The sequence below is a fragment of the Streptomyces sp. NPDC096324 genome (genome assembly GCF_044763015.1).
Lineage (GTDB): Bacteria > Actinomycetota > Actinomycetes > Streptomycetales > Streptomycetaceae > Streptomyces.
This window is the reverse complement of the sequence record NZ_JBIWFK010000023.1, coordinates 64,219-88,712: the sequence shown is the minus strand read 5'-3', so window position 1 is coordinate 88,712 and position 24,494 is coordinate 64,219. Positions and strand designations below refer to the sequence as shown.

At 71.3% G+C, this 24,494-nt stretch carries 21 protein-coding genes; 11 read left to right on the top strand and 10 right to left on the bottom strand.

Translation table 11 applies throughout. The features are described 5' to 3' along the window. Nucleotides 1-196 precede the first annotated feature (196 nt). Genes ACIQ7M_RS38480 through ACIQ7M_RS38465 form a run of 4 tightly spaced genes read left to right on the top strand, consistent with a single transcriptional unit; the run spans nt 197 to nt 5,314 of the window. Nucleotides 197-952, top strand: coding sequence for a redox-sensing transcriptional repressor Rex (locus ACIQ7M_RS38480; RefSeq protein ID WP_355767660.1), 756 nt, complete (start codon nt 197-199; stop codon nt 950-952). Next, complete coding sequence (locus ACIQ7M_RS38475; RefSeq protein ID WP_355767658.1) at nt 949-2,658, top strand: glutamyl-tRNA reductase; 1,710 nt, start codon at nt 949-951, stop codon at nt 2,656-2,658. The genes ACIQ7M_RS38480 and ACIQ7M_RS38475 overlap by 4 nt, the downstream gene beginning before the upstream one ends. Beyond that, nucleotides 2,655-3,614, top strand: a complete 960-nt coding sequence (gene hemC, locus ACIQ7M_RS38470) for a hydroxymethylbilane synthase (RefSeq protein WP_355767655.1) — start codon at nt 2,655-2,657, stop codon at nt 3,612-3,614. Before ACIQ7M_RS38475 ends, hemC begins: the two co-directional genes overlap by 4 nt. Then, complete coding sequence (locus ACIQ7M_RS38465) at nt 3,611-5,314, top strand: bifunctional uroporphyrinogen-III C-methyltransferase/uroporphyrinogen-III synthase (protein WP_355767653.1); 1,704 nt, start codon at nt 3,611-3,613, stop codon at nt 5,312-5,314. Before hemC ends, ACIQ7M_RS38465 begins: the two co-directional genes overlap by 4 nt. A gap of 66 nt (nt 5,315-5,380) precedes the next feature. Here the strand turns inward: ACIQ7M_RS38465 and ACIQ7M_RS38460 are convergent, their stop codons facing one another. After that, nucleotides 5,381-5,578 carry a DUF397 domain-containing protein gene (locus ACIQ7M_RS38460; RefSeq protein WP_403653143.1) on the bottom strand — a complete coding sequence of 66 codons (198 nt, stop codon included), beginning with the start codon at nt 5,576-5,578 and terminating at the stop codon, nt 5,381-5,383. Next, nucleotides 5,575-6,414: a helix-turn-helix transcriptional regulator gene (locus ACIQ7M_RS38455; RefSeq protein ID WP_403653139.1), complete on the bottom strand. Its 840-nt coding sequence runs from the start codon at nt 6,412-6,414 to the stop codon at nt 5,575-5,577. Before ACIQ7M_RS38455 ends, ACIQ7M_RS38460 begins: the two co-directional genes overlap by 4 nt. Before the next feature lie 160 nt (nt 6,415-6,574). Here ACIQ7M_RS38455 and ACIQ7M_RS38450 point away from each other — a divergent pair, with 160 nt between their 5' ends. The 3 genes from ACIQ7M_RS38450 (at nt 6,575) to hemB (ending at nt 9,392) form a co-directional block, all read left to right on the top strand. Continuing rightward, nucleotides 6,575-7,000, top strand: a complete 426-nt coding sequence (locus ACIQ7M_RS38450) for an ATP-binding protein (protein ID WP_403653136.1) — start codon at nt 6,575-6,577, stop codon at nt 6,998-7,000. A gap of 288 nt (nt 7,001-7,288) precedes the next feature. Continuing rightward, nucleotides 7,289-8,380: a helix-turn-helix domain-containing protein gene (locus ACIQ7M_RS38445; protein ID WP_403653134.1), complete on the top strand. Its 1,092-nt coding sequence runs from the start codon at nt 7,289-7,291 to the stop codon at nt 8,378-8,380. Between the two features lie 19 nt (nt 8,381-8,399). Beyond that, nucleotides 8,400-9,392 carry a porphobilinogen synthase gene (hemB, locus tag ACIQ7M_RS38440; protein ID WP_403653131.1) on the top strand — a complete coding sequence of 331 codons (993 nt, stop codon included), beginning with the start codon at nt 8,400-8,402 and terminating at the stop codon, nt 9,390-9,392. Between the two features lie 42 nt (nt 9,393-9,434). Here the strand turns inward: hemB and ACIQ7M_RS38435 are convergent, their stop codons facing one another. Then, on the bottom strand, nt 9,435-10,205 hold the full coding sequence (locus ACIQ7M_RS38435; RefSeq protein ID WP_403653128.1) for a DUF4232 domain-containing protein: 771 nt from the start codon (nt 10,203-10,205) through the stop codon (nt 9,435-9,437). 231 nt (nt 10,206-10,436) lie between these two features. Here ACIQ7M_RS38435 and ACIQ7M_RS38430 point away from each other — a divergent pair, with 231 nt between their 5' ends. The 3 genes from ACIQ7M_RS38430 (at nt 10,437) to ACIQ7M_RS38420 (ending at nt 14,266) form a co-directional block, all read left to right on the top strand. Continuing rightward, nucleotides 10,437-11,933, top strand: a complete 1,497-nt coding sequence (locus ACIQ7M_RS38430) for a helix-turn-helix domain-containing protein (protein WP_403653125.1) — start codon at nt 10,437-10,439, stop codon at nt 11,931-11,933. Between the two features lie 75 nt (nt 11,934-12,008). Further along, entirely contained in the window at nt 12,009-12,911 is a 903-nt protein-coding gene (locus tag ACIQ7M_RS38425) for an SAM-dependent methyltransferase (RefSeq protein ID WP_403653122.1), read from the top strand. A gap of 146 nt (nt 12,912-13,057) precedes the next feature. Then, nucleotides 13,058-14,266, top strand: coding sequence for a PLP-dependent aminotransferase family protein (locus ACIQ7M_RS38420; RefSeq protein ID WP_403653119.1), 1,209 nt, complete (start codon nt 13,058-13,060; stop codon nt 14,264-14,266). Here ACIQ7M_RS38420 and ACIQ7M_RS38415 read toward each other — a convergent pair. From ACIQ7M_RS38415 to argS, 4 genes are all read right to left on the bottom strand, one after another. Then, a complete protein-coding gene (locus tag ACIQ7M_RS38415) occupies nt 14,263-15,201 on the bottom strand; it encodes a CU044_5270 family protein (protein WP_403653116.1) in 939 nt (312 codons plus the stop codon). The two genes, ACIQ7M_RS38420 and ACIQ7M_RS38415, sit on opposite strands and share 4 nt — an antisense overlap. Further along, entirely contained in the window at nt 15,194-15,874 is a 681-nt protein-coding gene (locus ACIQ7M_RS38410) for an RNA polymerase sigma factor (RefSeq protein WP_403653113.1), read from the bottom strand. The genes ACIQ7M_RS38415 and ACIQ7M_RS38410 overlap by 8 nt, the downstream gene beginning before the upstream one ends. A gap of 145 nt (nt 15,875-16,019) precedes the next feature. Next, complete coding sequence (locus ACIQ7M_RS38405) at nt 16,020-16,898, bottom strand: DUF4253 domain-containing protein (RefSeq protein ID WP_403653110.1); 879 nt, start codon at nt 16,896-16,898, stop codon at nt 16,020-16,022. Between the two features lie 81 nt (nt 16,899-16,979). Next, the gene (gene argS / locus ACIQ7M_RS38400; RefSeq protein ID WP_403653107.1) at nt 16,980-18,752 is read right to left on the bottom strand and encodes an arginine--tRNA ligase; all 1,773 of its coding nucleotides are present in this window, start codon (nt 18,750-18,752) and stop codon (nt 16,980-16,982) included. A 191-nt stretch (nt 18,753-18,943) separates the two neighbouring features. On the opposite strand from argS, the gene lysS reads away from it, so the two are divergent. After that, entirely contained in the window at nt 18,944-20,686 is a 1,743-nt protein-coding gene (lysS, locus tag ACIQ7M_RS38395) for a lysine--tRNA ligase (protein WP_403653104.1), read from the top strand. A 97-nt stretch (nt 20,687-20,783) separates the two neighbouring features. Here lysS and ACIQ7M_RS38390 read toward each other — a convergent pair whose 3' ends face one another. From ACIQ7M_RS38390 to ACIQ7M_RS38380, 3 genes are all read right to left on the bottom strand, one after another. After that, entirely contained in the window at nt 20,784-22,268 is a 1,485-nt protein-coding gene (locus tag ACIQ7M_RS38390) for a DUF2637 domain-containing protein (RefSeq protein WP_403653101.1), read from the bottom strand. Between the two features lie 163 nt (nt 22,269-22,431). Further along, nucleotides 22,432-23,328 (bottom strand): DUF3558 domain-containing protein, encoded by an 897-nt coding sequence (locus tag ACIQ7M_RS38385; RefSeq protein ID WP_403653099.1) that lies wholly within the window; start codon nt 23,326-23,328, stop codon nt 22,432-22,434. 147 nt (nt 23,329-23,475) lie between these two features. Beyond that, nucleotides 23,476-24,312 carry a DUF3558 domain-containing protein gene (locus tag ACIQ7M_RS38380; protein WP_403653096.1) on the bottom strand — a complete coding sequence of 279 codons (837 nt, stop codon included), beginning with the start codon at nt 24,310-24,312 and terminating at the stop codon, nt 23,476-23,478. Between the last annotated feature and the right edge of the window lie 182 nt (nt 24,313-24,494).

Sequence of the window (24,494 nt, the reverse complement as noted above, 5' to 3'; positions counted from 1 at the left end):
CCCTTCGTGTGCGGAGCGGAGTCGTCCGCGCGCCGGTTGCATACCGGCGTGCCGGGCACGCGTGACCCCGGTCACGTTGGCCGGGCAAATCGGACACCATCTTTGTGCACGCGTTCACAAAGACATAGCCTGCATTCGACGGGGCGGTCTGGGGACGTGTGACCGCCTGCAGCCCCGCTCTACCCGCAGGAGCACCGTGGCAACTGGCCGAACTCACCGACCGGCGACCCGCAGCCGAGGAATTCCCGAGGCCACTGTCGCCCGGCTTCCGCTGTACCTCCGAGCCCTCACCGCACTGTCGGAGCGCTCGGTGCCCACGGTCTCCTCCGAGGAGCTCGCGGCCGCCGCGGGGGTCAACTCCGCGAAGCTTCGCAAGGACTTCTCCTACCTCGGTTCCTACGGAACGCGTGGTGTGGGGTACGACGTCGAGTATCTCGTGTACCAGATCTCCCGCGAACTGGGCCTCACCCAGGACTGGCCGGTTGTGATCGTCGGTATCGGCAACCTCGGCGCGGCACTGGCCAACTACGGAGGGTTCGCCTCGCGCGGATTCCGTGTGGCGGCGCTCATCGACGCCGATCCCGCGATGGCCGGCAAGCCCGTCGCCGGGATCCCGGTGCAGCACACGGACGACCTGGAAAAGATCATCGACGAGAACGGTGTCTCGATCGGTGTCATCGCCACCCCGGCCGGGGCCGCCCAGCCCGTCTGCGACCGCCTGGTCGCCGCCGGAGTCACCTCCATCCTGAACTTCGCGCCGACCGTCCTGACCGTCCCGGACGGCGTCGACGTGCGCAAGGTCGATCTCTCGATCGAGCTGCAGATCCTCGCGTTCCACGAGCAGCGCAAGGCCGGCGAGGAGGCCGAGGCCCAGGCCGCGGCCGCCCCGGCCGAGCGCGGGAACGACGGCAAGGGTCCCGACGGGGACCTTCCAGCGGTGATGCCGGCATGAGTCTCCTCGTCGTCGGGCTGAGCCACCGCAGCGCTCCGGTCAGCGTCCTCGAACGGGCCGCGCTGTCCGCGGACGCGCAGGTCAAGCTGCTCCAGGACACCCTCGCCGCCGAGCCCGCCACCGAGGGTGCGGTGCTCGCCACCTGCAACCGCATCGAGCTGTACGCCGACGTGGACAAGTTCCACGCGGGCGTCGCCGAGCTCTCCACGCTTCTCGCCCAGCACAGCGGCGTAGGCCTGGAGGAGCTCACCCCCCACCTGTACGTGCACTACGAGGACCGGGCCGTCCACCACCTCTTCTCGGTGGCCTGCGGCCTCGACTCGATGGTCGTCGGCGAGGGCCAGATCCTCGGCCAGATCAAGGACGCGCTCGCCACCGCGCAGGAGCTGCACACCGCGGGCCGTCTCCTGAACGATCTGTTCCAGCAGGCCCTGCGGGTCGGCAAGCGCGCGCACTCCGAGACCGGCATCGACCAGGCGGGACAGTCCCTGGTCACCTTCGGCCTGGAGCAGCTCTCCGCCGGACGGCCCGTCGAGGCCTGGGCCAAGGACAAGAAGGCCCTCGTCATCGGCGCGGGCTCGATGTCCTCGCTGGCCGCCGCGACCCTCGCGCGCGTCGGCGTCGGCGAGATCGTGATCGCCAACCGCACCCCCGACCGCGCCGAGCGCCTCGCCGAGATCCTCACCGGCGGCGACGACACGGACGTGCTGGCCCGCGCGGTACCGATGGACTCGGTGCCGGTCGAGCTGACACGTGCCGACATCGCCGTCTCCTGCACCGGGGCCACCGGACTCGTCCTGACGGCCGAGACCGTCGCGGCCGCCGTCGAAGGACGTACGGGAACGCCCGCGGCACTGCGCGAGACGACGGCCGGCCCGGCCGGTCACCTCGCGCCCGCCGGCGCCGAGGACGCCTGCCCGCTGGACCTGTCCGCCGTGCAGGGCGCCACCGGCTTCTCCGTCATGGGCGAGGCCGCCGTCGCCGGCATGGACGCGGCCACCCTGGAGCAGCACGCGGCCTGGGTGGACAAGGGCACCGGAACCGTCGAGCGCCGCGACAGCCGTCGTACGCCCGGCGAGGAGGCCGAGGCCGACGCCGATCTCATCGCCGCGCTGGCCGCCACCGCGGCGACCACCGGCCGCATCCCCGAGCGCCGCAGGCCCGAACCCGTCGCCGAGGCGCCCCGCCCCGCGCCGGTGCTCGCGCTGCTCGACCTCGCCATGCCCCGTGACATCGACGCGGCCGTTCACCGGCTGCTCGGCGTGCGGTTCGTCGACCTGGAGACGCTCGCCGAGGCCTCCGCGGACGCGCCGATGGCCGCCGACGTGGACCAGGTGCGCCGGATCGTCTCCGACGAGGTGGCCGCGTTCGGCGCCGCCCAGCGGGCCGCGCACATCACCCCCACCGTGGTCGCGCTGCGCGCCATGGCCGCCGACGTCGTCGCGCACGAGATCACGCGCCTCGACGGACGGCTGCCGGACCTCGACGACAAGCAGCGCGGCGAGATCACCCAGACCGTGCGGCGCGTCGTGGACAAGTTGCTGCACGCGCCGACCGTACGGGTCAAGCAACTCGCCGCCGAGCCCGGCGGTGCCGGGTACGCGGACGCGCTGCGGACCCTGTTCGACCTGGACCCGGAGACGGTCGCCGCCGTCTCGCGGGCCGAGAACAACACCGAGAACGCCAAGAACCGAGGGCGAGCATGAGTGAGCAGGCTTTGAGGCTGGGGACCAGGCGAAGCAAACTCGCCATGGCCCAGTCCGGGCAGGTGGCGGATGCCGTGAGCCGGGTGACCGGCCGGCCCGTCGAGCTCGTTGAGATCACGACGTACGGCGATGTTTCCCGCGAGAACCTCGCGCAGATCGGCGGCACGGGCGTCTTCGTGACCGCGCTGCGGGAGGCACTGGTGCGCGGCGAGGTCGACTTCGCCGTGCACTCCCTCAAGGATCTGCCGACCGCGCAGCCCGAGGAGCTCGCACTGGCCGCCGTGCCGGTGCGCGAGGACGTCCGTGACGTGCTCGTCGCCCGCGACGGGCTGACCTTCGAGCAGCTTCCGGACGGCGCACGCGTCGGCACCGGTTCGACGCGCCGTATGGCCCAGCTCAACGCGTACGCGCGCAGCCACGGCATGTCGATCGAGACGGTCGCCATCCGGGGCAACGTCGACACCCGAATCGGGTACGTCCACGCCGGGGAGCTCGACGCCGTCGTGCTCGCCGCCGCCGGACTCAACCGGATCGGCCGCATCGACGAGGTCACCGACTTCCTGCCGGTCGACACCGTCCTGCCCGCCCCCGGCCAGGGGGCCCTGGCGATCGAGTGCGCCGCGGACAACGCGGACCTCGTCGCCGCGCTCGCCGAGCTCGACGACCCGTACACCCGGGCCGCCGTGACCGCCGAGCGATCCCTGCTCGCCGCACTGGAAGCCGGCTGCAGCGCTCCCGTGGGTGCGTACGCCGATCTTCTGGCCGACGGGCAGATTGTCAAGGAGATGCGCCTGCGTGGCGTCGTCGGTACGACCGACGGCTCGACGCTGGTGCAGCTGTCCACCACCGGTCCCGTGCCCGAGACACACGAGCAGGCGATGTCGCTCGGCCGTGAACTCGCCGCCGAGATGCTTGCCAAGGGCGCGGCCGGTCTGATGGGGGAGCGAGCACTGTGAGCCCCACCAACCTTCCCGCCGGTCCCGTCCACGGGCACGTCACCTTCCTGGGTGCCGGACCCGGAGATCCAGGGCTACTGACACTGCGCGCCGTGGAGGCGCTGGCGAACGCGGACGTCCTCGTCGCCGAGCACGACGTGCTCGACGTGGTGCGCGTTCACGCCAGACAAGGCGTCGCCGTTCTGAACACGGATCCGGACACTTCGCCGGTTCCGTACCAGGGCACAGGCACGCCTCAGCTGACGGTTGTTGACAGCGCGTCAACAACCGTTGGTGACCCCGCGTCGAGGGACGCTGCCAATCTTGTCATGACGGCCGCGCGGGGCGGCAAGCGGGTCGTGCGTGCGGTGTCCGGGGACCCGGGACTTGATACGTACGCGGCCGAGGAAATGCTCGCCTGCGTCGCCGCGGGTGTTCCGTTCGAGGTCGTGCCCGGTATCGCGGCCGCCGTCGGTGTGCCCGCCTACGCGGGTGTGCCGCTGCGGGACGCGCAGGGCGCGGACGTACGGTTCGTCGACGCGCGGACCGCGTCGAACCGCTGCTGGACCGAGGTCGGCGCCTCCGACGGCACCGTCGTGGTGTCGGCGACGCTCGACTCCGTGGCCGCGGCCGCAGGTGAGCTGGTGGCCTCCGGCCGCAAGCCCGACACCCCGCTGTCCGTGACGATCGCCGGTACGACGACCCGCCAGCGCACCTGGTCGGCCACCCTCGGCACGATCGCGCAGACGCTGAAGCAGGCGAAGGTGCTGCCGTCCCCGGACGGCGGGCGCCCGGTGATAGCCGTGGTCGGTGAGCGTTCCGCAGCCGCCCAGCGCGACCAGTTGTCGTGGTTCGAGTCCAAGCCGCTGTTCGGCTGGAAGGTGCTCGTCCCGCGGACGAAGGAGCAGGCGGCGTCGCTCTCCGACCAGCTTCGGTCGTACGGGGCCGTGCCCTACGAGGTGCCGACGATCGCCGTCGAGCCCCCGCGCACGCCCCAGCAGATGGAGCGCGCGGTCAAGGGCCTGGTGACCGGCCGCTACGAGTGGATCGCCTTCACCTCGGTCAACGCCGTCAAGGCGGTCCGGGAGAAGTTCGAGGAGTACGGCCTCGACGCGCGCGCCTTCGCGGGCATCAAGGTCGCCGCGGTCGGCGAGCAGACCGCGAACGCGCTCGTCGCCTTCGGCGTGAAGCCGGACCTGGTGCCGAGCGGTGAGCAGTCGGCCGCGGGCCTCCTCGAGGACTGGCCGCCCTACGACCCGGTCTTCGACCCGATCGACCGTGTCTTCCTGCCCCGGGCGGACATCGCCACGGAGACCCTGGTGGCCGGGCTCATCGAGCTGGGCTGGGAGGTCGACGACGTCACGGCGTACCGCACCGTGCGCGCGTCGCCGCCGCCGGCGGACACCCGTGAGGCGATCAAGGGCGGCGGCTTCGACGCCGTGCTCTTCACGTCGTCCTCCACGGTCCGCAACCTGGTCGGCATCGCGGGCAAGCCGCACAACGTGACGGTGATCGCCTGTATCGGCCCCGCGACGGCCAAGACGGCCGAGGAGCACGGGCTGCGGGTCGACGTCATGGCTCCCGAGCCCTCCGTGCACAAGCTGGCGGAGGCACTGGCCGAGTTCGGCCTGCGCCGCCGTGCCGCCGCGCTGGACGCCGGTGACCCGGTGACCCGCCCGAGCGAGCGCCGCCCCGGCTCCCGCAGGCGCCGGACCACCTGATCCAGGTGAGCGACGCCCCGCCGTCTCCTCCGGGAGACGGCGGGGCGTTTTTCGTCGTACGCCCGGTCAGACGGACGGCAGAAAGGCCGCCCAGGCACCCGGGGCGAGGCCGAGGCGGGGGCCGTCGGGGTTCTTGGAGTCCCGGACGAGGATCCGGTCCGGGCGGACGGCCACTTCCACGCAGTCGGGGCCGTCCGGAGTGCTGTAGCTGCTCCTTATCCACTCCAGAGCCGGTCCGTCGTCCCGTGCAGGCTTGCGGATCATGTCTCTCCCAGCACCGTTTGGATGAAGGCCAGTGATTCCCGAGGCGCGAGAGCCTGTGCCCGGATGATCCCGTAGCGAATGTCCAAGATCTGAACCTCCCTGGGATCGGTGATCACCCTGCTGATGAGCTGGACCTCGTTGTGGCCGACGGTACTTCCGTCCCGCAGCCTGAGGAGTCTGAACGAGCCTGCCAAGCCGGCGTTGTCCTCGCGATTCAGCGGCAGCACTTGAAGGTCGACGTTGCTCAACTTGGCCATGACCGCAAGGTGTTCAAGCTGTTCACGCATCACCATTTTGCCGCCGATAGGGCGTCGTAGCGTCGATTCGCATTGCACGAAGCTGAAGACGCGCGGTGGCGTCTGCTCGCCGAAGATGTCCTGGCGGGCCACGCGAGCGGTCACGTGTCGTTCAAGGTCGTCCTCCGAGAACGGGGGGCGACGGGTGGCGACGGACGCCCGGATGTAGTTCTCGGTCTGCAACAAGCCATGGATCACCGAGTTGTTGTAGGCACAGAGTTCGACCGCTTCCGACTCCAGCTTCTTCAGGTCCCGCACCTTCTTCGGGTAGCGGACCTCCGCCAAGTCCTCTTTCAGGGCCGCGAGTCGGCCGCCCGCCGCGAGGATCGCGTCCGCGCGGTCCAGATACTCGGGCCGGGGGATCCGCCGCCCCCGTTCCACGGAGGAGACGAGTTCCTCCCCGTATCCGATGGCCGCCCCGAACTCGGCCTGGGTGAGACCGGCCGACTCGCGCCACAGCCGCAACTGGCGCTGGACGGTCCTCATCACGGCCCCGGTCTCGTCGTCGTCCTCTTCCGGACCCGCGTCCCACTCGCCCACGCCCGCCGCCCTCCAGCCGTGCCGTTCCCTGCCCAACCCGGACACCGGCTCCCCGGACACCCCGTACAGCCCGGACAGAACCGGACGCCACCCGGACAGACACCGTCCGCACGGGCTGCCGTCCTTCACAGATTACGTACGCGGGAACACGCTGAGTGACGTGAATCAGCGAACTGCGCGCGCTCCGCTCCATCACTTCTCCGTGCCGCTCTCCGCCACCCGGCGTGGTGCCCGTCTCGCCCGGCTGCTCGCGGCCGAGCAACTGCACGACTGGGGGCTGCCGTTGGACCCGGCCCGGCTGGTCGTCGCCGAACTCGCCGCGAACGCCGTTCTGCACGGCCGGGTTCCCGGCCGGAGCTTCCGTCTCACGCTGTCCGTACGGGCTCCCCGGACGCTGTGTGTGGAGGTGGCCGACGCCCGGGGCGAGCGGTGGCCGGTGCGAGCGCGGGCCACCACCGTGGCGATGGGCGGGTCCGGTCACGGGTTGCTGCTCGTGGAGGAGTTCGCGGATCGCTGGGGTGTGCGGGCTGGTCCGGTGCCGTGCAAGACGGTGTGGGCGGAACTCGATCTCACGCCGGTCCGGTGACCCCCGAACCGGAGCCCGGTGAGGCGTACTTCGGTGGTGGGACGGCCGGAGCGGCGGGCGGTAAAGGATCAAAGAACCCGGGGAAAAAACCAACCGACCAACCAAACCCTGCCCATGTCACCCGGGCGGGTGAAACAGGCTGGTGGAGGTGGCGCGTGGGCGGTCCGGGCGTGCACGCTCGCCCCAAGTGACATCCACAACTCCACATCCCCACACATGCTTCGGCCCCCGCCGGGACTGCAATCCCAGTGCGAGGGCCTGACCAAAGAGGAAGAAAACCGCTTCCCCATGGCTGTGTCCAAGCTTATCGATGCCCTGCGTCCGAGTCAGGGAGTACGGCACAACGACACCCACTTCGGTGTCACTCACGTACGTGAGCGCCAGCCCGACCGGTACACGATCGTCGGCAACCACCTCGCCCAGCACCGGGGACTCTCCGCGACCGCGATCGGGGTCGCCGTGCACATCCTGTCGCTGCCCGAGGGCGCCCGGGTCGACATCCGCAGTCTCGCCGAGTGGTTCCCCGAGGGGCGGGCCCGGATCGCCTGCGCGCTGCGGGAGTTGGAGGCGCGGGGCTATGTCGAGCGGGTCCGGGAACGGCTCCCCTCCGGTCAGATGATCACCCGTACATACGCCTTCCACGCCCCCGCGCTCACCCGGGCGCGGCAGTACGGAGAGCCCGAGCCGGCCCCGGCTGCCCCGCCGATGACGTCTGCGCCGCCCCCGTACCCCGCGGCCCCGTACCCCACGGCCCCGGACAGCCCCGCCATCGGCAGCCCGCCCCGTGTCGCCTTGCCCGAGCAGGTCACGGAACCCGACGCCGCACACCTCGGCGCATCGGCCGTCGAGACCGAGTCCGCCGATCCGGAGCCGCCCCGCAGCGAGCACCGCGACAAGGCGGAGGCGCTGCTGGCCGGGCTGCGCCGGACCGACATCCGGCTGACCCTGTCCGGGAGGGAGGTGCGGCGACTGACGCCCCTGGTCGCCGCCTGGTTCGAGAACGGCCTCGGCAGGGCGTCGGTGATCCACGCCCTGACCGATGGCCTTCCTCTCCATGTACGGCACCCGGCGGGCTTCCTCCGCAACCGTCTGCTGGACCTGCTTCCACCGGCGCTGCCACCCCTTGTCGCAGCCGACGGCGGTGGGCCGCCCCTGAGCCGGCCCATGCCCCCTCCACCCGCCATGGCGACCTGCGAAGGAGGCTGCGACAGGGGCTTCAGAGCACCGTTCCGAGGGGCGTGGTGCCGTGACTGCCGCGCCGCCCGTCCCGGGGCGGCCCCCTTGGCTCCGGCGGACGTCACAGCCCTCGTCCGAGTCTCCCGACCCGGTCCAGAGGCCCGCTCAGGCTCCGACGCCGAGTCGGTAAAGGTGCCTCTGTGACGGGCGTAGCGTAGACGTCATGACGAAGTACGGATCCTTCCCCGGTACGCGTCCTCGGCGGCTGCGTACCACGCCCGTCATGCGGCGCATGATCGCCGAGACCCGGCTGGACCCGGCCGACTTCATCCTCCCGGCGTTCGTCCGCGAGGGAGTGAGTGAGCCGGTGCCGATCTCCTCGATGCCCCGGGTCGTGCAGCACACGCGGGACAGCCTGAAGAAGGCCGCCGTGGAGGCGCTGGAGGCCGGGGTCTCCGGCATCATGCTGTTCGGTGTTCCCGAGGACGCGAAGAAGGACGCCGTCGGGACGCCCGGCACCGACCCGGACGGCATCCTCCAGGTCGCCCTGCGCGATGTCCGCGCCGAGGTCGGCGACGAACTGCTCGTGATGTCCGACCTGTGCCTGGACGAGACCACCGACCACGGTCACTGCGGTGTCCTCGACGAGCAGGGGCGGGTCGACAACGACGCCACCCTGGAGCGCTACGCGGAGATGGCCCAGGTGCAGGCCGACGCGGGCGCCCATGTCGTGGGACCCAGCGGCATGATGGACGGTCAGATCGGTGTCGTCCGTGACGCGCTCGACCAGATCGGCCGCGAGGACGTCGCCATCCTCGCCTACACCGTGAAGTACGCCTCCGCCTTCTACGGCCCCTTCCGCGAGGCCGTCGGCTCCTCGCTCCGGGGCGACCGCAAGACCTATCAGCAGGACCCGGCCAACGCCCGTGAGTCCCTGCGGGAGTTGGCGCTCGACCTGGAGGAGGGTGCCGACATGGTGATGGTGAAGCCCGCCGGTCCCTACCTCGACATCCTCGCCCGGGTCGCCGACGCCTCGGACGTGCCGGTCGTCGCCTACCAGATCTCCGGCGAGTACTCGATGGTCGAGGCCGCCGCGGAGAAGGGCTGGATCGACCGCGACCGGGCGATCCTGGAATCCCTCACCGGCATCAAGCGCGCCGGCGCCCAGAACATCCTCACGTACTGGGCGACCGAGGTGGCCCGCAACCTGCGCTGACACCGGGCCGGTTCCGGCGGCTTCCGCCGGAACCGTGCCGGCTCAGTACCCGAGCGCGTCGTCCAGGTTCTGCTGCCAGTACGTCACCGTGAGGCGGTCGTCGACGTAGACGCCCTTCGCGGGCAGGGCCGGAGTCGCCCCGCGGCCCCGGTCGAAGCCGACCTCCAGGGTCTTGGCCGTGTATCCGTTGCTCCCGCTGCCGTCGGCGGCCGACAGCAGCACACCCGCGTAGCCGGACTCGCCGGGCGCGAGCGTGACGACCGCCTGCGGGTGGGTCTCCTCCGCGACCGGCGGAACGGACTGGGCCTCGCCGAAGCGGGCGATCGGATAGCCCGTCAGGTCGCAGTTGCGCGTGCCGGTGTTGGTGACGGTGAGCAGCAGGTGGTTGAGCGGACGGGACACGACGGTCGCCACGGTTTTGGTGTCGGAGCCGTCGCAGGCCACGTTCCTGGTGCCGGTGTGCGTGGACGAGCCGCCCTTGGAGTCCGTGCCGTTCTTTCCGGCCGAGCCGCCCGTGGAACCCCCGGTGGAACCGGCACCGGAGCCGCCGTCCTTCGCCCGTGAACGGCCTGCCGAGCCGCCGGTGTCCGTGCCGGTGCCCGTGGGCTTCGCCGTCGTCCCCGCGCCGGCGGTCGTCCCTCCGCCGGTCGTCGGCGTCGTCGGCCGCGACGAGGTCCCGGACGTGGCGGACGAGCTGTCGCCCGGCCCCTCGCTGCGTACGCCCTTGCCGTTGTCGCACGCGGAGAGGGCGAGCGCCGCGAGGGCGACCGTCGTGGCGGCGAGCAGTCGGGTACGGGTGGTGCGTGCGGACATGGGTGATCCCCCTGTGGATGTCGCTGTGGGTGTGAGTGGCCTGATGGAACGGCTGCCCGGCCGGTCGGGGCGGGCGGCGTGCTTGGATGGCCACAGCTTGGGCGGTGATCCGTCCCGGCCGCCACGACCGGCGGCGGATACGGGAAGCCGGAATGCCGGCAACGGGTCTGACCTGGGGGAACGGCATGCCCCTGGAACACCGGCCTGGAACGCGGGGGGATGGGGGAACAGGTGACGGGGAACGAGTTCGCGGGCTTGCTGGGGGAGCTGAAGCAGCGGTCCGGACTCAGTTACGGGGTGCTCGCCAAACGGCTGCACGTGAGTACGTCCACGTTGCACCGGTACGTCAACGGGGATGCCGTACCGACGGATTACGCGCCCGTGGAGCGGTTCGCGCGGGCGTGCCGGGCCACCCCCGAGGAACTGCTGGAGCTGCATCGCCGGTGGATCCTCGCGAACGCGCTGCGGGGGCAGACGAACAGAGCCGAGCCGAACGGTGCCGAGGCGACTCGGGCAGGGCTGAACAGGGCCGGGCTGAACAGGGCTGGGGCGGACGGGACTTCGGGTGGTTCCTCCGGTGCGGCCGACGGGCCCGACGGCGGTGCGGCGGACGTGCCGGGTTCCGCACCGGAGACCGGGTCGGCGGACATGCCGGGTTCCGCACCGGAGACCGAGTCGGGGAACGAGCGGGGGATCAGGCCCGGTCCCAGGTCCGGAAACGGGCCGGAGGGCAGGACCGAGGACAGGGCTGGGGGCGCGACCGGTGGCGGGCGGAAGCCGGGACGCGAGGCCCCCGCTTCGGCGCAGGTGCGATGGAGCCGCCGGGCCGTGGTGCTCGCCGGAGCCGGTGCCGTCGTGGCGGCCGCGCTCGTGTCCACCGCGCTGACCGTGCGGTTCGGGTCCGGCGACGGTGCGGACCACACGAAGGGGAAGGCCGTCGCTCTCGGCGTCCCGTCCGCCCCGAGCGCTAGCCGGACCGGCGCGACACCCGGCACGCCCCACGGGTCCGCCTCGGCCTCCCCGTCGCACGGCGCCCGTCCCCGGCCGACCGGTTCGACGATCGCCGGGGCCGTCGACGAGCACGGCGCGGCCGATGACAGCGCGGCCGGCGGGAGCGGGGAAGGGGCAGAAGCGCCGACCGTCCTGGCGAACGCGTACAAGTGGGACAGCCCGTGCAGCCAGCACTACCTGGTGAACCGGAACGCCCCACAGGTGCCTCCGCCGCCGCCGAACGAGTCGGATGCCCGGGGCTGGGTCACCGCGCTCGGCGGGGTCGCGAGCGGTGAGCAGATGATCGCGCTGACGGTCCAGGGCACCGGCAGGGCGACCGTCGTCCTGGAGGCGCTGCACGTGCGGGTGGTGCAGAAGAATGCGCCGCTCGCCTGGAACGACTACGCGATGGGCGTGGGCTGCGGCGGCGGTGTGGAGACGAAGTCCTTCACCGTGGACCTCGACGCGGGGAGCCCCGCGACCGCGCTCAAGGGCGGACAGCGGGATTTCCCGTACAAGGTCAGCGAGACGGACCCCGAGGTGTTCTACGTGTTCGCCGACGCGCGGGTACACGACGTGAGCTGGTACCTGGAACTCGACTGGTCCAGCGGGGCGAAGAGCGGCACCGTACGCGTCGACGACCACGGCAAGCCGTTCCGTACGAGCGGGAACGCGGGACGGCCGGCGTACGAGCATCCACTCGGCGGCAGCGCATGGGTAACGGCTTCCGCCGAGTGATGACGGCACCATCAAGTCCCTCCAGGAGTTAGGTTGTTGGCCATCAGGTGACGCGACCTCCCAGGGAGATGCCCCATGCCCGGTGACGCCCTCAGCCAGGACCCCGCCGAGCTGAGAAGGAGGATCGACGCCACCAGGGCGCACCCCGCCCGGGTCTACGACGTCCTCCTCGGCGGCAAGGACAACTACCCCGTCGACCGGAACGCGGCCGCCGCCGCGCTCGCCGCGAACCCGCGCGGCTACCTCGACGTCCGGCACAACCGCGACTTCCTGCGCCGCGCCGTGACGGCGCTGGCGACTGAGGGCGGCATCCGGCAGTTCCTGGACATCGGCACCGGGCTGCCCACCCAGGAGAACGTCCACCAGATCGCCCAGCGGATCACCCCGGACGCGCGCGTCGTGTACGTGGACAACGACCCGGTGGTCCTGGCCCACGCGCGCGCCCTGCTGACCAGCGGACCCGAGGGCCGTACGGACTACATCGACGCGGACTTCAAGGAGCCCAAGCAGATCCTCGAACAGGCCGTCGAGACGCTCGACTTCGAGCAGCCCGTCGCCCTGGTCCTGGTCGCCATCCTGCACTTCGTCGAGGACGCGGAGGCCTACCCCATCGTGCGGGGGCTCGTCGACGCCCTGCCGTCCGGCAGCCGGCTGGTCCTGAGCCACCTCACCGAGGACCTGAACGCGGAGAACATCCGCGCGGTCCAACGGACGTTCACCGAGCGGGGATTCACCTTCGTCCTGCGCTCGAAGGCGGACGTCGAGCGCTTCTTCACCGAGAACGGCCTGGTCCTGGACGAGCCCGGTGTCGTCCCCGCCCACCACTGGCACCCGGACGGCAACACCCCGGCCCCCGAGGCCGCCGAGCCCGCCTTCCTCGCCACGCTCGACGCCGTCGACAGGGTCCGCTACCTCGACATCAATGACGTCACGGACGCGGACATCAACGTCTACGTCGCCACGGGCGTCAAACCCTAGGTGTCATGGGCGAGTTGTGATCCGTCCGCATCGCGGAACGGGCGGGTGTAGAGGCCACGTACCTGCCTAGGGTCGGTCAAGGGGCGGCCCCGGCACGACGGGGCCGCCCGCGAGGACGCCGTCGCCAAGGACAAGGAGCCGCCATCGTGACCGTCACCGAACCCACCGCCCAGGCCGCACCCGTGCCCCCGCTCGCCGCGAGGGCCACCGCGATCGGCGGCTCCCCGGTGCGCGACATCCTCGCGGTCACCGCCCGCCCCGAGGTGATCAACTTCGCGGGCGGGCTGCCCGCCCCGGAACTGTTCGACGCCCACGGCATCGCGGCCGCGTACCGCGACGTCCTCGCCGAGCAGCCCGAACGCGCCCTGCAGTACTCGACGACCGAAGGCGAGCCGTCGCTGCGCGCGGCCCTCGCGGACCGCATGAGCGTGCGCGGACTGCCCACCGGGCCCGACGACGTCCTGGTCACCACCGGCTCGCAGCAGGCCCTGTCGCTGCTCGCCACCGCCCTGATCGAACCCGGCGACACCGTCCTGGTCGAGAGTCCCTGCTATCTGGCGGCACTTCAGGCGTTCGCCTTCGCGGGAGCGCGCGTCCTGGCCGTGCCGGGCGACGACGACGGCCTCGACCCCGACGCCCTCGGCGAACTGGTGGCCCGCGAGCGCCCGAAGCTGCTCTACACCGTCCCCACCTTCCAGAACCCCACCGGACGCACCCTGCCGGCCGGACGACGGGCCGCCGTCGCCCGCGCCGCCGCCGCGCACGGCCTGTGGATCGTCGAGGACGACCCGTACGGAGAGCTGCGCTTCGAGGGCGAGCGGGTCCCCTGGATCGCCTCCCACGACGGCGCCGAGGACCGCACGGTCCTCCTCGGCTCCTTCTCCAAGGTGATGGCACCCGGCCTGCGGCTGGGCTGGCTGCGGGCACCCGCGGCCCTGCGGCGCGCCTGCGCCGTCGCCAAGCAGGCCGCCGATCTGCACACCCCGACCGTCAACCAGCTGGCCGCCGCCCGCTACCTGGCCGACCGCGACCTGGACTCCCACGTGGCCCAGGTCGCGGCCGTCTACCGCGAACGGCGGGACGCCATGCTCGCGGGCATCGGTGCCGCCCTCCCGGCCGGATCCACCTGGACCCGCCCGGAAGGCGGCATGTTCCTGTGGGCCCGCCTCCCCGAGCCGTACGACACCACGGCCCTGCTCCGCACGGTGGTGGACCGCGGCGTGGCCTACGTCCCCGGAGCCCCGTTCTACGCGGGCACCCCGGACCCGTCGACCCTGCGCCTGTGCTTCGTCACCCAGACGCCGGAGGAGATCGCCGAGGGCCTGCGGCGACTGGAGGCGGGTCTGCGCGCCTAGCCGCCGGGCCGCTGGCCGAGCCGATCCACCACGCCCTGTGCCACCACGGCCTGGGCGTCGGAGAACGTTCCGTTCCTGTCGGATGTGCCCTGCTGGAGCAGGCCGAGACAGGCGTAGGTCTCCCGGTCGAAGATGAGGCTGTACGACGTCCCCGGGTAGGAGATCCGCATGCCGTGCCGGCCGAGCGCGTCCACCTGGTCGTGGTCGATCTCGACGGCCGGCAGCATCGCGACGGCCTCGAACGCCGCGGCCCGCAGCCCCGGCGGCATGACCCGGGGCCCTCGCAGGAACAGGCACGCCTCCACGTAGGCACTGCCGTCCATCTCCACGGCGGGGTCGGCTTTCCTGCCCAGTCTGAACACCCTGAGGAGCCGCTCCGGATCGGTCGGCCACTTCTCGAGCTTCGCGTACTGGAGCGGTGGCCAGATCACCTTGTGCCTGGACGGCTCGTCGTCGACGACCCTGCCGTCGTAGATGTACCGGGTGGTCCTGGAGCCGTCCACCGACAGCCAGCACTCGTCGACGAGCCGTTTCCTCCTCCCGTCCCGCTGATAGACCCGATGGATGACCTCCTTGGCGTAGAGGTACTGGTCGTCGCGGGGGATCGGCAGGCCGGTGCTGTCCGACCGCGACCTGTCCGCGGCTCTGCGCAGCACCTGGGCGGCGGTGAGCGCGGTCAACCGTGGTTCCTCGCCGCCCTTGCCACGCACGGCGAGAAGGGTCGTGCCGGCCACCACCGCCGTGCCCGTGGCCGCGATCGCCGCGCGGAACACCAGCCGCCGTGTGAGCGGACCCTGCTGGGCCGGCGCTTCGCCGCCGCCGCGCGTCTCCTCGCCGATGGCGGACGTCAGCCGGGCGAAGGCGACGGCGCGCGCCCGGTCGGTCGGTGCGGCCTGGTCGGCCGCGAGCTCGCGTACAAGGGTGAGGTCATCCACGGCGGGGTTCCTCCTGTTCCTCTCGAAAGGCTGTGGGATCCGCCCCGCCCAGCGCTTCGCGCAGCTTCTTCCGGGCCCGGTGCAGCCGTGAGCGCACCGTGCCCACCGGTATGCCGAGAGCCTCGGCGGCCTCCGCGTAGTCGAGATCTCCCCAGGCGACGACCAGCAGGACGTCCCGGTGGCGCGCGGGCAGCGCCGCGAGAGCCGCCGACAGGGCTCCGCGCGTGCTCTCGGCGCTGACCCGGGCGGCCACCCGCTCCGCCAGCGGCTCGCCGCCGCCCCCGTCGGCGGGACCCGTGGACGCGACCCGCGACAGCGCCCGCAGCCGCCGTGCCTCGGCCCGGCGATGGCCGCCGATCAGCCGCGTGACGATCCCGTACAGCCACGGCCGGGCATGCGGCCTCGACAGGTCGTACCGGCGCCGCCGCTGGAAGGCGATCACGAAGGTCTCTGCCATCAGATCGTCGGCGGCCTCGGTGCCGAGCCGCCTGGCCGCGTACCGGTGGATGTCGTCGGCGTAGCGGTGGAACAGCTCGGCGAACACGTCGGGTTCGTCGAAGGACCGCTCGATCACCGAGGCGTCGGAGTCGCCGCCCGTACTCGCCGAGGCCCCGCCGGTGGCGTAGGCGGCGGCGGGGGGACCGTGGACTCCGACGCTCGGAGAGAGGGTCATCGGTCGCCTCTCGGGCTCATGGATCTCCTCGAAGACGGGGCAGGGTCACCCGTTGTCCGTCGCAGCCCGCTTTCGAGTTCCCGTTTCCGGGCGACAAGTTTTCCGACGCCCGGAAACGGGGCTCACTCCCACCGGCACGAGGGGCTCAGTCCCACCAGAAGGACCACACCCGCCCGTTCAGCACCTTCTTCTCGGCGTACTCCCGGAAGGTCGTCCGGCTGCCCTGGTCGATGTTGTCCGGGCAGAACGCGTAGTGCTCGGCGGCGACCGCCTCGGCCTCGGCCATCGTCGTCGGCGGCGCCGCCACGGACACCACCAACTGGTCGAAGGTCAGGGCCACCACGCGTATGCCGAAACGGTCTTCCCACGAGCGCAGCACCGCGCACAGACGCGCCACGTCGCCCTCGTGGTTCGCGGGCCCGGTCCAGCCGATGGCCGCCGGGATGTCGGCGCTGCGGCGCGCGGGAACCAGGGCGAGCCGGGGGTCCTTGAGCCAGGAGCCGGACCCCGTCAGGGAGTCGGAGACCTCGGCGGCGCGGGCGTCCGGGTCCGCGTCGGGCACGGTGGCGTCGGCCGGGCCCGGCCAGAGCGGCCCGTACGGAGCGATCGTCCCGTCGAGGCCGGGCTGCTCCCCGAAGACCTCGACGACCTGGTCCCTGCCCGGGGAGTCCTCGTCGGCGCCCGCTTCCTCCCCCGCGTACTCCTCCCAGAACTCCGCCAGCACCTCCTCGGCGTCGTGATCCCCGGGATACGACATCGCGTCGGGCATCAACTCCCAGTCCTCCGGGCCGCTCTGCGGGCCGCCCACATCCAGCAGCACCGGCAGCAGACCCGCGGTCCGGGCGGCGGACAGGACCGCCCAGTCCCCGGGAACCGCCCGCTCCTCGGCATGCCACAGCAGAGGCTCGTGCCACGGGCCGTCGTGGGTCGTGTCGATGAGTCTCCCGGCGGGGAGCTCGAGCCCGAGCGCGCGCCCACTCGGGTCTGCCGTCAGCCGCGGCAGCGGATTGGGAAGGGTCGCCATGCCGGTGACTGTAGGACCCGGCACTGACAACGCGCCGCGGGCCCCGTCCTCACGAGGAGGACGGGGCCCGCGACGGGAGTGTCAGAGCCGCTCGGGCGTCCTGATGCCCAGCAGGGCCATGCCCTGGTGGAGCGTGCGGGCCGTCAGGTCGCAGAGGAACAGGCGGTTCTCCGCGACCTCCTGCGCCGGGGCCGGCTTGATGACCGGGCACTGACCGTAGAACGTCGTGTACAGCGAGGCCAGTTGGTACAGGTACGCCGCCAGCTTGTGCGGGGCGTACTCGGCGGCCACCTCGTCCAGCGTCTCGCCGAACCGGTCCAGGTGCAGACCGAGCGCCCGCTCCGCCGGGGCCAGTTCGAGCTCCGGGTGGGCAACCGGCTTACGGTCGCCCGCCTTTCCGAAGATCGACCGGATACGGGCGTACGCGTACTGGAGGTACACGGAGGTGTCGCCGTTCAGCGAGACCATCTGGTCCAGGTCGAACTTGTAGTCCCGGACGGCGGAGGTGGAGAGGTCCGCGTACTTCACGGCGCCGATGCCGACGTACCGGCCGTTCTCCTCGATCTCCGGCTCGCTCAGGAGGCCCGACTCCTCGTCCTTCTCCCGCACGACGGCCGTCGCCCGGTCGATCGCCTCGTCGAGCAGGTCGACCAGCCGGACCGTCTCGCCCTCACGGGTCTTGAACGGCTTGCCGTCCTTGCCCAGGACCGTGCCGAAGGCGAGCTGGTGGGCCTTGACGTCGTCGTTCAGCCAGCCGGCCCTGCGCGCGGTCTCGAAGACCATCTTGAAGTGCAGGGACTGCCGGGCGTCCACCACGTAGATCAGGCTGTCGGCCTTCAGGCTGACGACACGGTCACGGATCGCGGACAGGTCGGTCGCCGCGTACCCGTAGCCGCCGTCCGACTTCTTCACGATCAGCGGCACCGGGTTGCCGTCCGGGCCCTTCACGTCGTCGAAGAACACGCACAGCGCGCCGTCCGAGCGGACCGCCACGCCCGACTCCTCCAGGAGGCGGCACGTCTCTTCCAGCATGTCGTTGTAGCCGGACTCGCCGACCACATCGGCGTCACGGATCTCCATGTCGAGCTTGTCGAAGACCGAGTTGAAGTAGATCTTCGACTCGTTCACGAACGTCTGCCACAGCGCCAGCGTCTCCGGCTCGCCCGCCTGGAGGTCCACCACCCGCAGCCGCGCCCGCGTCTTGAACTCCTCGTCGGAGTCGAAGACGGTCCGCGCCGCCTTGTAGAGCCGGTTCAGGTTCGACATGGCCTCCTCGCCGGAGACCTCGCCGCCCTTGTGGTCCAGCTCGTGCGGGTGCTCGATCAGGTACTGGATGAGCATGCCGAACTGGGTGCCCCAGTCGCCGATGTGGTGCCGGCGCACGACGGACTCGCCGGTGAACTCCAGGATCTGCACCACCGCGTCACCGATCACCGCGGACCGCAGATGCCCGACGTGCATCTCCTTGGCCACGTTCGGCTGGGCGTAGTCGATCACCGTCGTGCCCGGGTTCTCCGCGCGGGGCACCCCGAGGCGCTCGTCGTCCGCGTACCGCTCCGCCAGGTTCGTCACGATCGCCCGGTCGGTGACGGTGATGTTCAGGAAGCCGGGCCCGGAGACCTCGATGTCCTTGATCACGTCACCCGACTCGACCCGCTCCACGACCTGCGTCGCCAGCTCCCGCGGGTTCGCCTTCGCCTTCTTGGCGAGGGCCAGGATCCCGTTGGCCTGGAAGTCGGCCCGGTCGCTTCGGCGCAGCAGCGGGTCCGCGGAACCGGCCTCCGGCAGAGCTGCCGAGAGGGCGTCCGCGAGGCGCTGATGGACGGAAGCGGTGAGGGACGTGACCGAGGCCATGGAGTGGCTGCCGTTTCTGCTCGGGTTCCGGAGACTCCGAGGACGGAGACTCCGCATACGGAGACTGCGAGTACGGAGACTGTGAGTACAGGAAAGCCAGTATCCCATGCGGTGAAAAGCCGTTTTCGCGGTTCGGGTCCGAGCTGGGAGAATGGTCGTGTCAGCCGTACTCGCGTTTGAGGAAGAAGGACGTGCCGATCGTGGCTCAGAGCTCCGAGACCACCGACTGGGTCTCCCGTTTCGCGGATGAGGTCATCGAAGAGTCGGAGCGCCGGGCCCCGGGCAAACCTGTTGTCGTCGCGTCCGGGCTCTCCCCGTCCGGCCCGATCCACCTCGGCAACCTCCGCGAGGTCATGACCCCGCACCTCGTCGCCGACGAGATCCGCCGCCGCGGCCACACCGTGCGCCACCTGATCTCCTGGGACGACTACGACCGCTACCGCAAGGTTCCGAACGGCGTAGCGGGCATCGACGAGTCCTGGGCCGAGCACATCGGCAAGCCGCTGACCTCCGTCCCGGCCCCCGCCGGCTCCGCGTACCCGAACTGGGCCGAGCACTTCAAGGCCGCGATGACCGAGGCCCTGGCCGAGCTCGGCGTCGAGTACGACGGGATCAGCCAGACCGAGCAGTACACCGCGGGCACCTACCGCGAGCAGGTCCTGTTCGCGATGAAGCACCGCGGCGACATCGACGCGATCCTCGACCAGTACCGCACCAAGAAGGCCCCCGCCAAGAAGCAGCAGGGCCAGAAGCCGGTCGACGAGGCCGAGCTGGAGGCGGCCGAGGGCTCCGGCGCCGCCGCCGAGGACGACGGCAGCTCCACCTCCGGGTACTACCCGTACAAGCCCTACTGCGGGCAGTGCGAGAAGGACCTGACCAGCGTCACCGCCTACGACGACACGACGACCGAGCTGTCGTACACCTGCTCCGCCTGCGGTTTCGCCGAGACCGTCCTGCTCAGCGAGTTCAACCGCGGCAAGCTGGTCTGGAAGGTCGACTGGCCCATGCGCTGGGCCTACGAAGGCGTGATCTTCGAGCCCAGCGGTGTCGACCACTCCTCCCCGGGCTCCTCCTTCCAGGTCGGCGGCCAGATCGTCGGGATCTTCGGCGGCGAGCAGCCCATCGGCCCGATGTACGCCTTCGTCGGCATCTCCGGCATGGCCAAGATGTCCAGCAGCAAGGGCGGGGTCCCGACCGCGGCCGACGCGCTCCAGATCATGGAGCCGCAACTGCTGCGCTGGCTGTACGCCCGCCGCCGCCCCAACCAGTCCTTCAAGATCGCCTTCGACCAGGAGATCCAGCGGCTCTACGACGAGTGGGACAAGCTCGCCGGCAAGGTCGCCGACGGCTCGGTCCTCCCGGCCGACGCCGCCGCGTACAGCCGTGCCGTCGGCACCGCCGCCGGGGAGCTGCCCCCGACCGCCCGCCCGATGGCGTACCGCACCCTCGCCTCCGTCGCCGACATCACCGCCGGCGCCGAGGACCAGACCCTGCGCATCCTGAGCGAACTCGACCCCGAGAACCCGCTCACGTCCCTGGACGAGGTCCGGCCCCGCCTCGACAAGGCCGAGACCTGGATCAACACCCAGGTTCCCGCCGAGGAGCGCACCGTCGTCCGCGACGAGCCCGACGCCGAGCTCCTGAAGTCCCTCGACGACCAGGGCCGCGAGTCGCTGCGCCTGCTCCTCGACGGACTGGAGGCGAACTGGTCCCTGGACGGCCTCACCCACCTCGTCTACGGCGTTCCCAAGGTCCAGGCGGGCTTCCCCGCCGACGCGACCGCCAAGGAACTCCCCGCCGAGATCAAGGTCGCCCAGCGCACGTTCTTCGCGCTGCTGTACCACCTGCTCGTCGGCCGTGACACCGGCCCGCGTCTGCCCACGCTGCTGCTGGCCGTGGGCCAGGACCGGGTGCGCAAGCTGCTCTCGGCATAGCGGCCTCGGCGGTACGAGGAAGGGGCGCCCGGTGATCACCGGGCGCCCCTTCCTCGTACGGTCCTGTGTCGCGTGCCGCGCTGCCGCGCGGACCCGCCTACGCGATGTGGTCCTCCTCCAGTTCCGTGTTGAAACGGTTCTGGAAGCGGTCCGTCAGGTTCTTCAGCGCGCTCGGGCTGAGCGCCGTCCCGTAGGTGGCCTCGATGTTGTCGCCCAGCACCCGCGGCGTGGGGAAGCTGCCGTCTATCGACTGGCGGAACACCTGGTAGTACGCCTCCTCCTGGGCCTTCTCGTCCAGGATCGGCGACTGCTCCTCCCGCGGTGACGGGATGGGAAGCTGCTCGGGGCCGCCGCCCTCACCGAGCTGGCGCGTACGGCCGGGACCCGCCGGGATCGGGAACGTACCCGTCTCCTCCGGGCCGGGTTCGTAGGCCTGCGCCTCCTGCTCGGCGAACCACTGCTGGTACTGCTCCTCCGCCGCGTACGACGGGTTGTAGCCGCCGTCGTACGGGATCTCCTGAGGGTCGGGAGTGGCGAACCACGGGTTGGACTCCGGCCCACCCGCCTGGCCGCCCGGGTACTGGCCTTGGCCTTGGTACTGGCCCTGTCCCTGGCCCGGGTACTGGCCTTGGCCCTGGCCTTGGAACTGCCCCTGGCCCTGGAACTGACCCTGATCCTGGTACTGGCCTTGACCCTGATCCTGGCCCTGGCCGGGGAACCGGCCCTGATTCTGTCCCTGTCCCTGGCCCTGCTGACCGTATTCGGCCTGCGGCTGCCGCTGCGGCTGCTGCCGCGCGCCGTCGTTCGCCTCCAGCTCCAACGGCTCGGGCGCCGCGGCGGCGGCCGGGACGGACGCCTGGACCGGGGCGGGCGCGGGCGGTAGCACCGCGGGCTCGATGCCCGCCGCGGCGAGACCCGCCGGGGCCGTCTCCGCGAGGGGCACGCCGTAGCGGGCCAGCCGCAGCGGCATCAGCGACTCCACGGGGGCCTTGCGGCGCCAGGCACGGCCGAAGCGGGAGTGCAGGCGGGCCTGGTAGACGAGACGTTCCTGCTCCAGCTTGATGACGTGCTCGTAGGACCGCAGCTCCCACAGCTTCATCCGGCGCCACAGCAGGAAGGTGGGAACCGGGGAGAGCAGCCAGCGGGTGATCCGCACGCCCTCCATGTGCTTGTCGGCCGTGATGTCGGCTATGCGGCCGATCGCGTGGCGGGCCGCCTCGACCGAGACCACGAACAGCACCGGGATGACCGCGTGCATGCCCACGCCCAGCGGGTCCGGCCAGGCCGCCGCGCCGTTGAACGCGATCGTCGCCATCGTCAGCAGCCAGGCCGTCTGGCGCAGCATCGGGAACGGGATGCGGATCCAGGTCAGCAGCAGGTCGAGGGCGAGCAGGACGCCGATACCCGCGTCGATGCCGATCGGGAAGACGTAACTGAAGTTCCCGAACCCCTTCTGGAGCGCCAGCTCACGGACCGCCGCGTACGAACCGGCGAAGCCGATTCCGGCGATGATGAGCGCACCGGCGACGACCACGCCAATGAGAATCTTGTGCATCCGTGTGAGCTGTATGGGCGCGGCCACCTGTACTCCCCTCCCCTTGCGTGTTGTTGCGCGCAACAGAGTGGCACATGTGTGTGGCGTACGGATGCGCGGTATGGAAGGAGCCCGGTTCCGGAGGGAACCGGGCCCCGTGAACTTGTCTGCCGGAGCCCTGAGACGGGCCCCGAATCCGGTCGCGGCCGGGTCAGCTCTTCTTCGCCGCCGACTGCGACGGCGACGCGCTCTTGGAGCCGGTCCCGGTGCTCCCGGAGGCACTCTTGGACGGCGAGGCCGACGGCGCGGACGAGGACGAGGGCTTCGACGAGGAGGCCGGGTCCGGCGAGTCCGAGCTCGCCGCGCCGTCACCGTTCGCGGCGGCCACCGCGGCCACCGCCTCCTTCGTGGCCTTCTCGGCCGCCTTCAGCAGCACGGTCGCGTCCGGGGTCTTCTCCCCCGCGAGCCCGGCGCCGTTGTAGTCGAGCGTCACGACCACGTTCTCGACGCGCGCCACGATCGTCTGCTGCTTGAAGGCGCCTTCCTTCTTCTTCAGGCCGTAGCGAACGGCCGTCGCCTCGTCGCCCGTACCGGAGACCGGCACCGACTTGGCGTCCAGCGCGCCCTCCACCGTCTGCGCGGCCGCGACCTGCTTCTGGAAGTAGGCGTGGGCCTGCTCGTCGCCCGAACCGCGCGCGTCCGAGTCGAAGCGGAGCAGGGCCACGTTCAGCCAGCGGAACTGAGAGCCCTTCACCCCGTTGTTGTCGAGGCTCGTCCAGTTGCAGTTGCCGCGCTGCTCCGGCTCGTCCAACTTGCCGGACTTGCCCGACTTCGAGCCCTTCGGTATCAGTTCGCCCAGCGACTTCTTCGACAGCACCGAGCACGCCTTGGGCAACGTCTTGTACGCGGCGGACTGGACGGAGGGGGCCGCGCTGCTCGCGGACACCGTCGCTCCCGGGCCCGCGCTCGCGTCCTTCTGCGCGTCGTCGCCGGAGCCGGAGTCCGAGGAACAACCCGCGGCGACGAGCATCACCGGGACGGCGGCCGCGCTGACAAGGATGCGGGGGAGTCGCTGTGCTCGGCCTGCTCGTTGTACTGGTCGGTGCATGGTTCCTTCACTCGTGGCGCTCGTGGTACGGCCGCACATGGGGCGTGCGGCCGGTCGGGTCCGAGGAGCCACGGTACGTGGTGGGGCGTCGGGGCGTTTCCCGTTCGGGTGGTTTGCGCCGGGGCGCCCCCAGCGGCCGCGGGGCCGCTAGCCGTTGAGCCGGGAGGCCAGCACCTGAGCCAGTTTCTGCGCCCTGTCCTGCATTTCCTTGCTGTCGGGGGCGTCCGTGGAAGCCGTCGGCTGCTCGGAGTATTCGATCCTCACGATCACGTTGGACGTGCGGAACACCACAGTCACCGTGCGCTGCTGAGCCGTCGACGAGCCGGTGTTCAGCTTGTCGTCGAGGAACGCCTCGTCGCCGAGGTCGTCGAGTACGCGCGGCTGGAGATCGGCCGGGGTCCGCGAGGCGGAGGCGGAGGGCGCGGAGGGGGCACCCGAGGCGTTGGCGCCGTCGGCCGCGCCGCCGGCGCTGCCGCTCGGGCTCGGAGTGACGTCACCGGACGCGGACGCGGAGGAGGACGAGGACGCGGCGGGCTCCGGGAGGTCGGCCGTCGCCTGCTTGGTGGCGTAGAGCTCCTCGGCCTTGGCCTCGTCGCTCACCGTGGTGTCGTACGAGACCACGCGCTCGAAGTCGACGAAGAGGTGATCGGTGGCGGCGGCGGAGGCCACCTTCCAGTCGCAGCCGTCACGCCGGTCCGTGTCGTACGTGAGCGTGGCCTCGCCGGCGTACGCCTTCTCCTGCTGCGCCTCGTCGGTCGTCTCCTGGATGCCGGGCAGCAGCGTGTCGAGCGTGTCGTGATCGGCCGCGCCGCACGCCTCCGGGAGGGTGCGGTACTTGCCCGGCTGGGCGGCCGCGGCCGTCGTGCCGGTGTCGCCGCCCTTGGAGTCAGGGGCCGAACCGCCCACACCCGAACCGCCCGAGCAGCCCGACAGCACTGCCGCGAGGAGCACGGCGGCGGCAGATACGTACGCCTTCCGCTGCACGGTCAGGCTCCTCTCGACGGTTCCCGACGGCGCTTCGGCCCGGGTGTCCTGTGGTTATTCGGTTGCCGCACGGGGGCGACCCCTGGAGACAATGTGTATCGCACGCACAGCCGTGGACGCCGGTCCGTTGTCCTATACGTCGACCTAGGCGCCGGTTTTGCGATTTAAGACTTCTGCTGTTT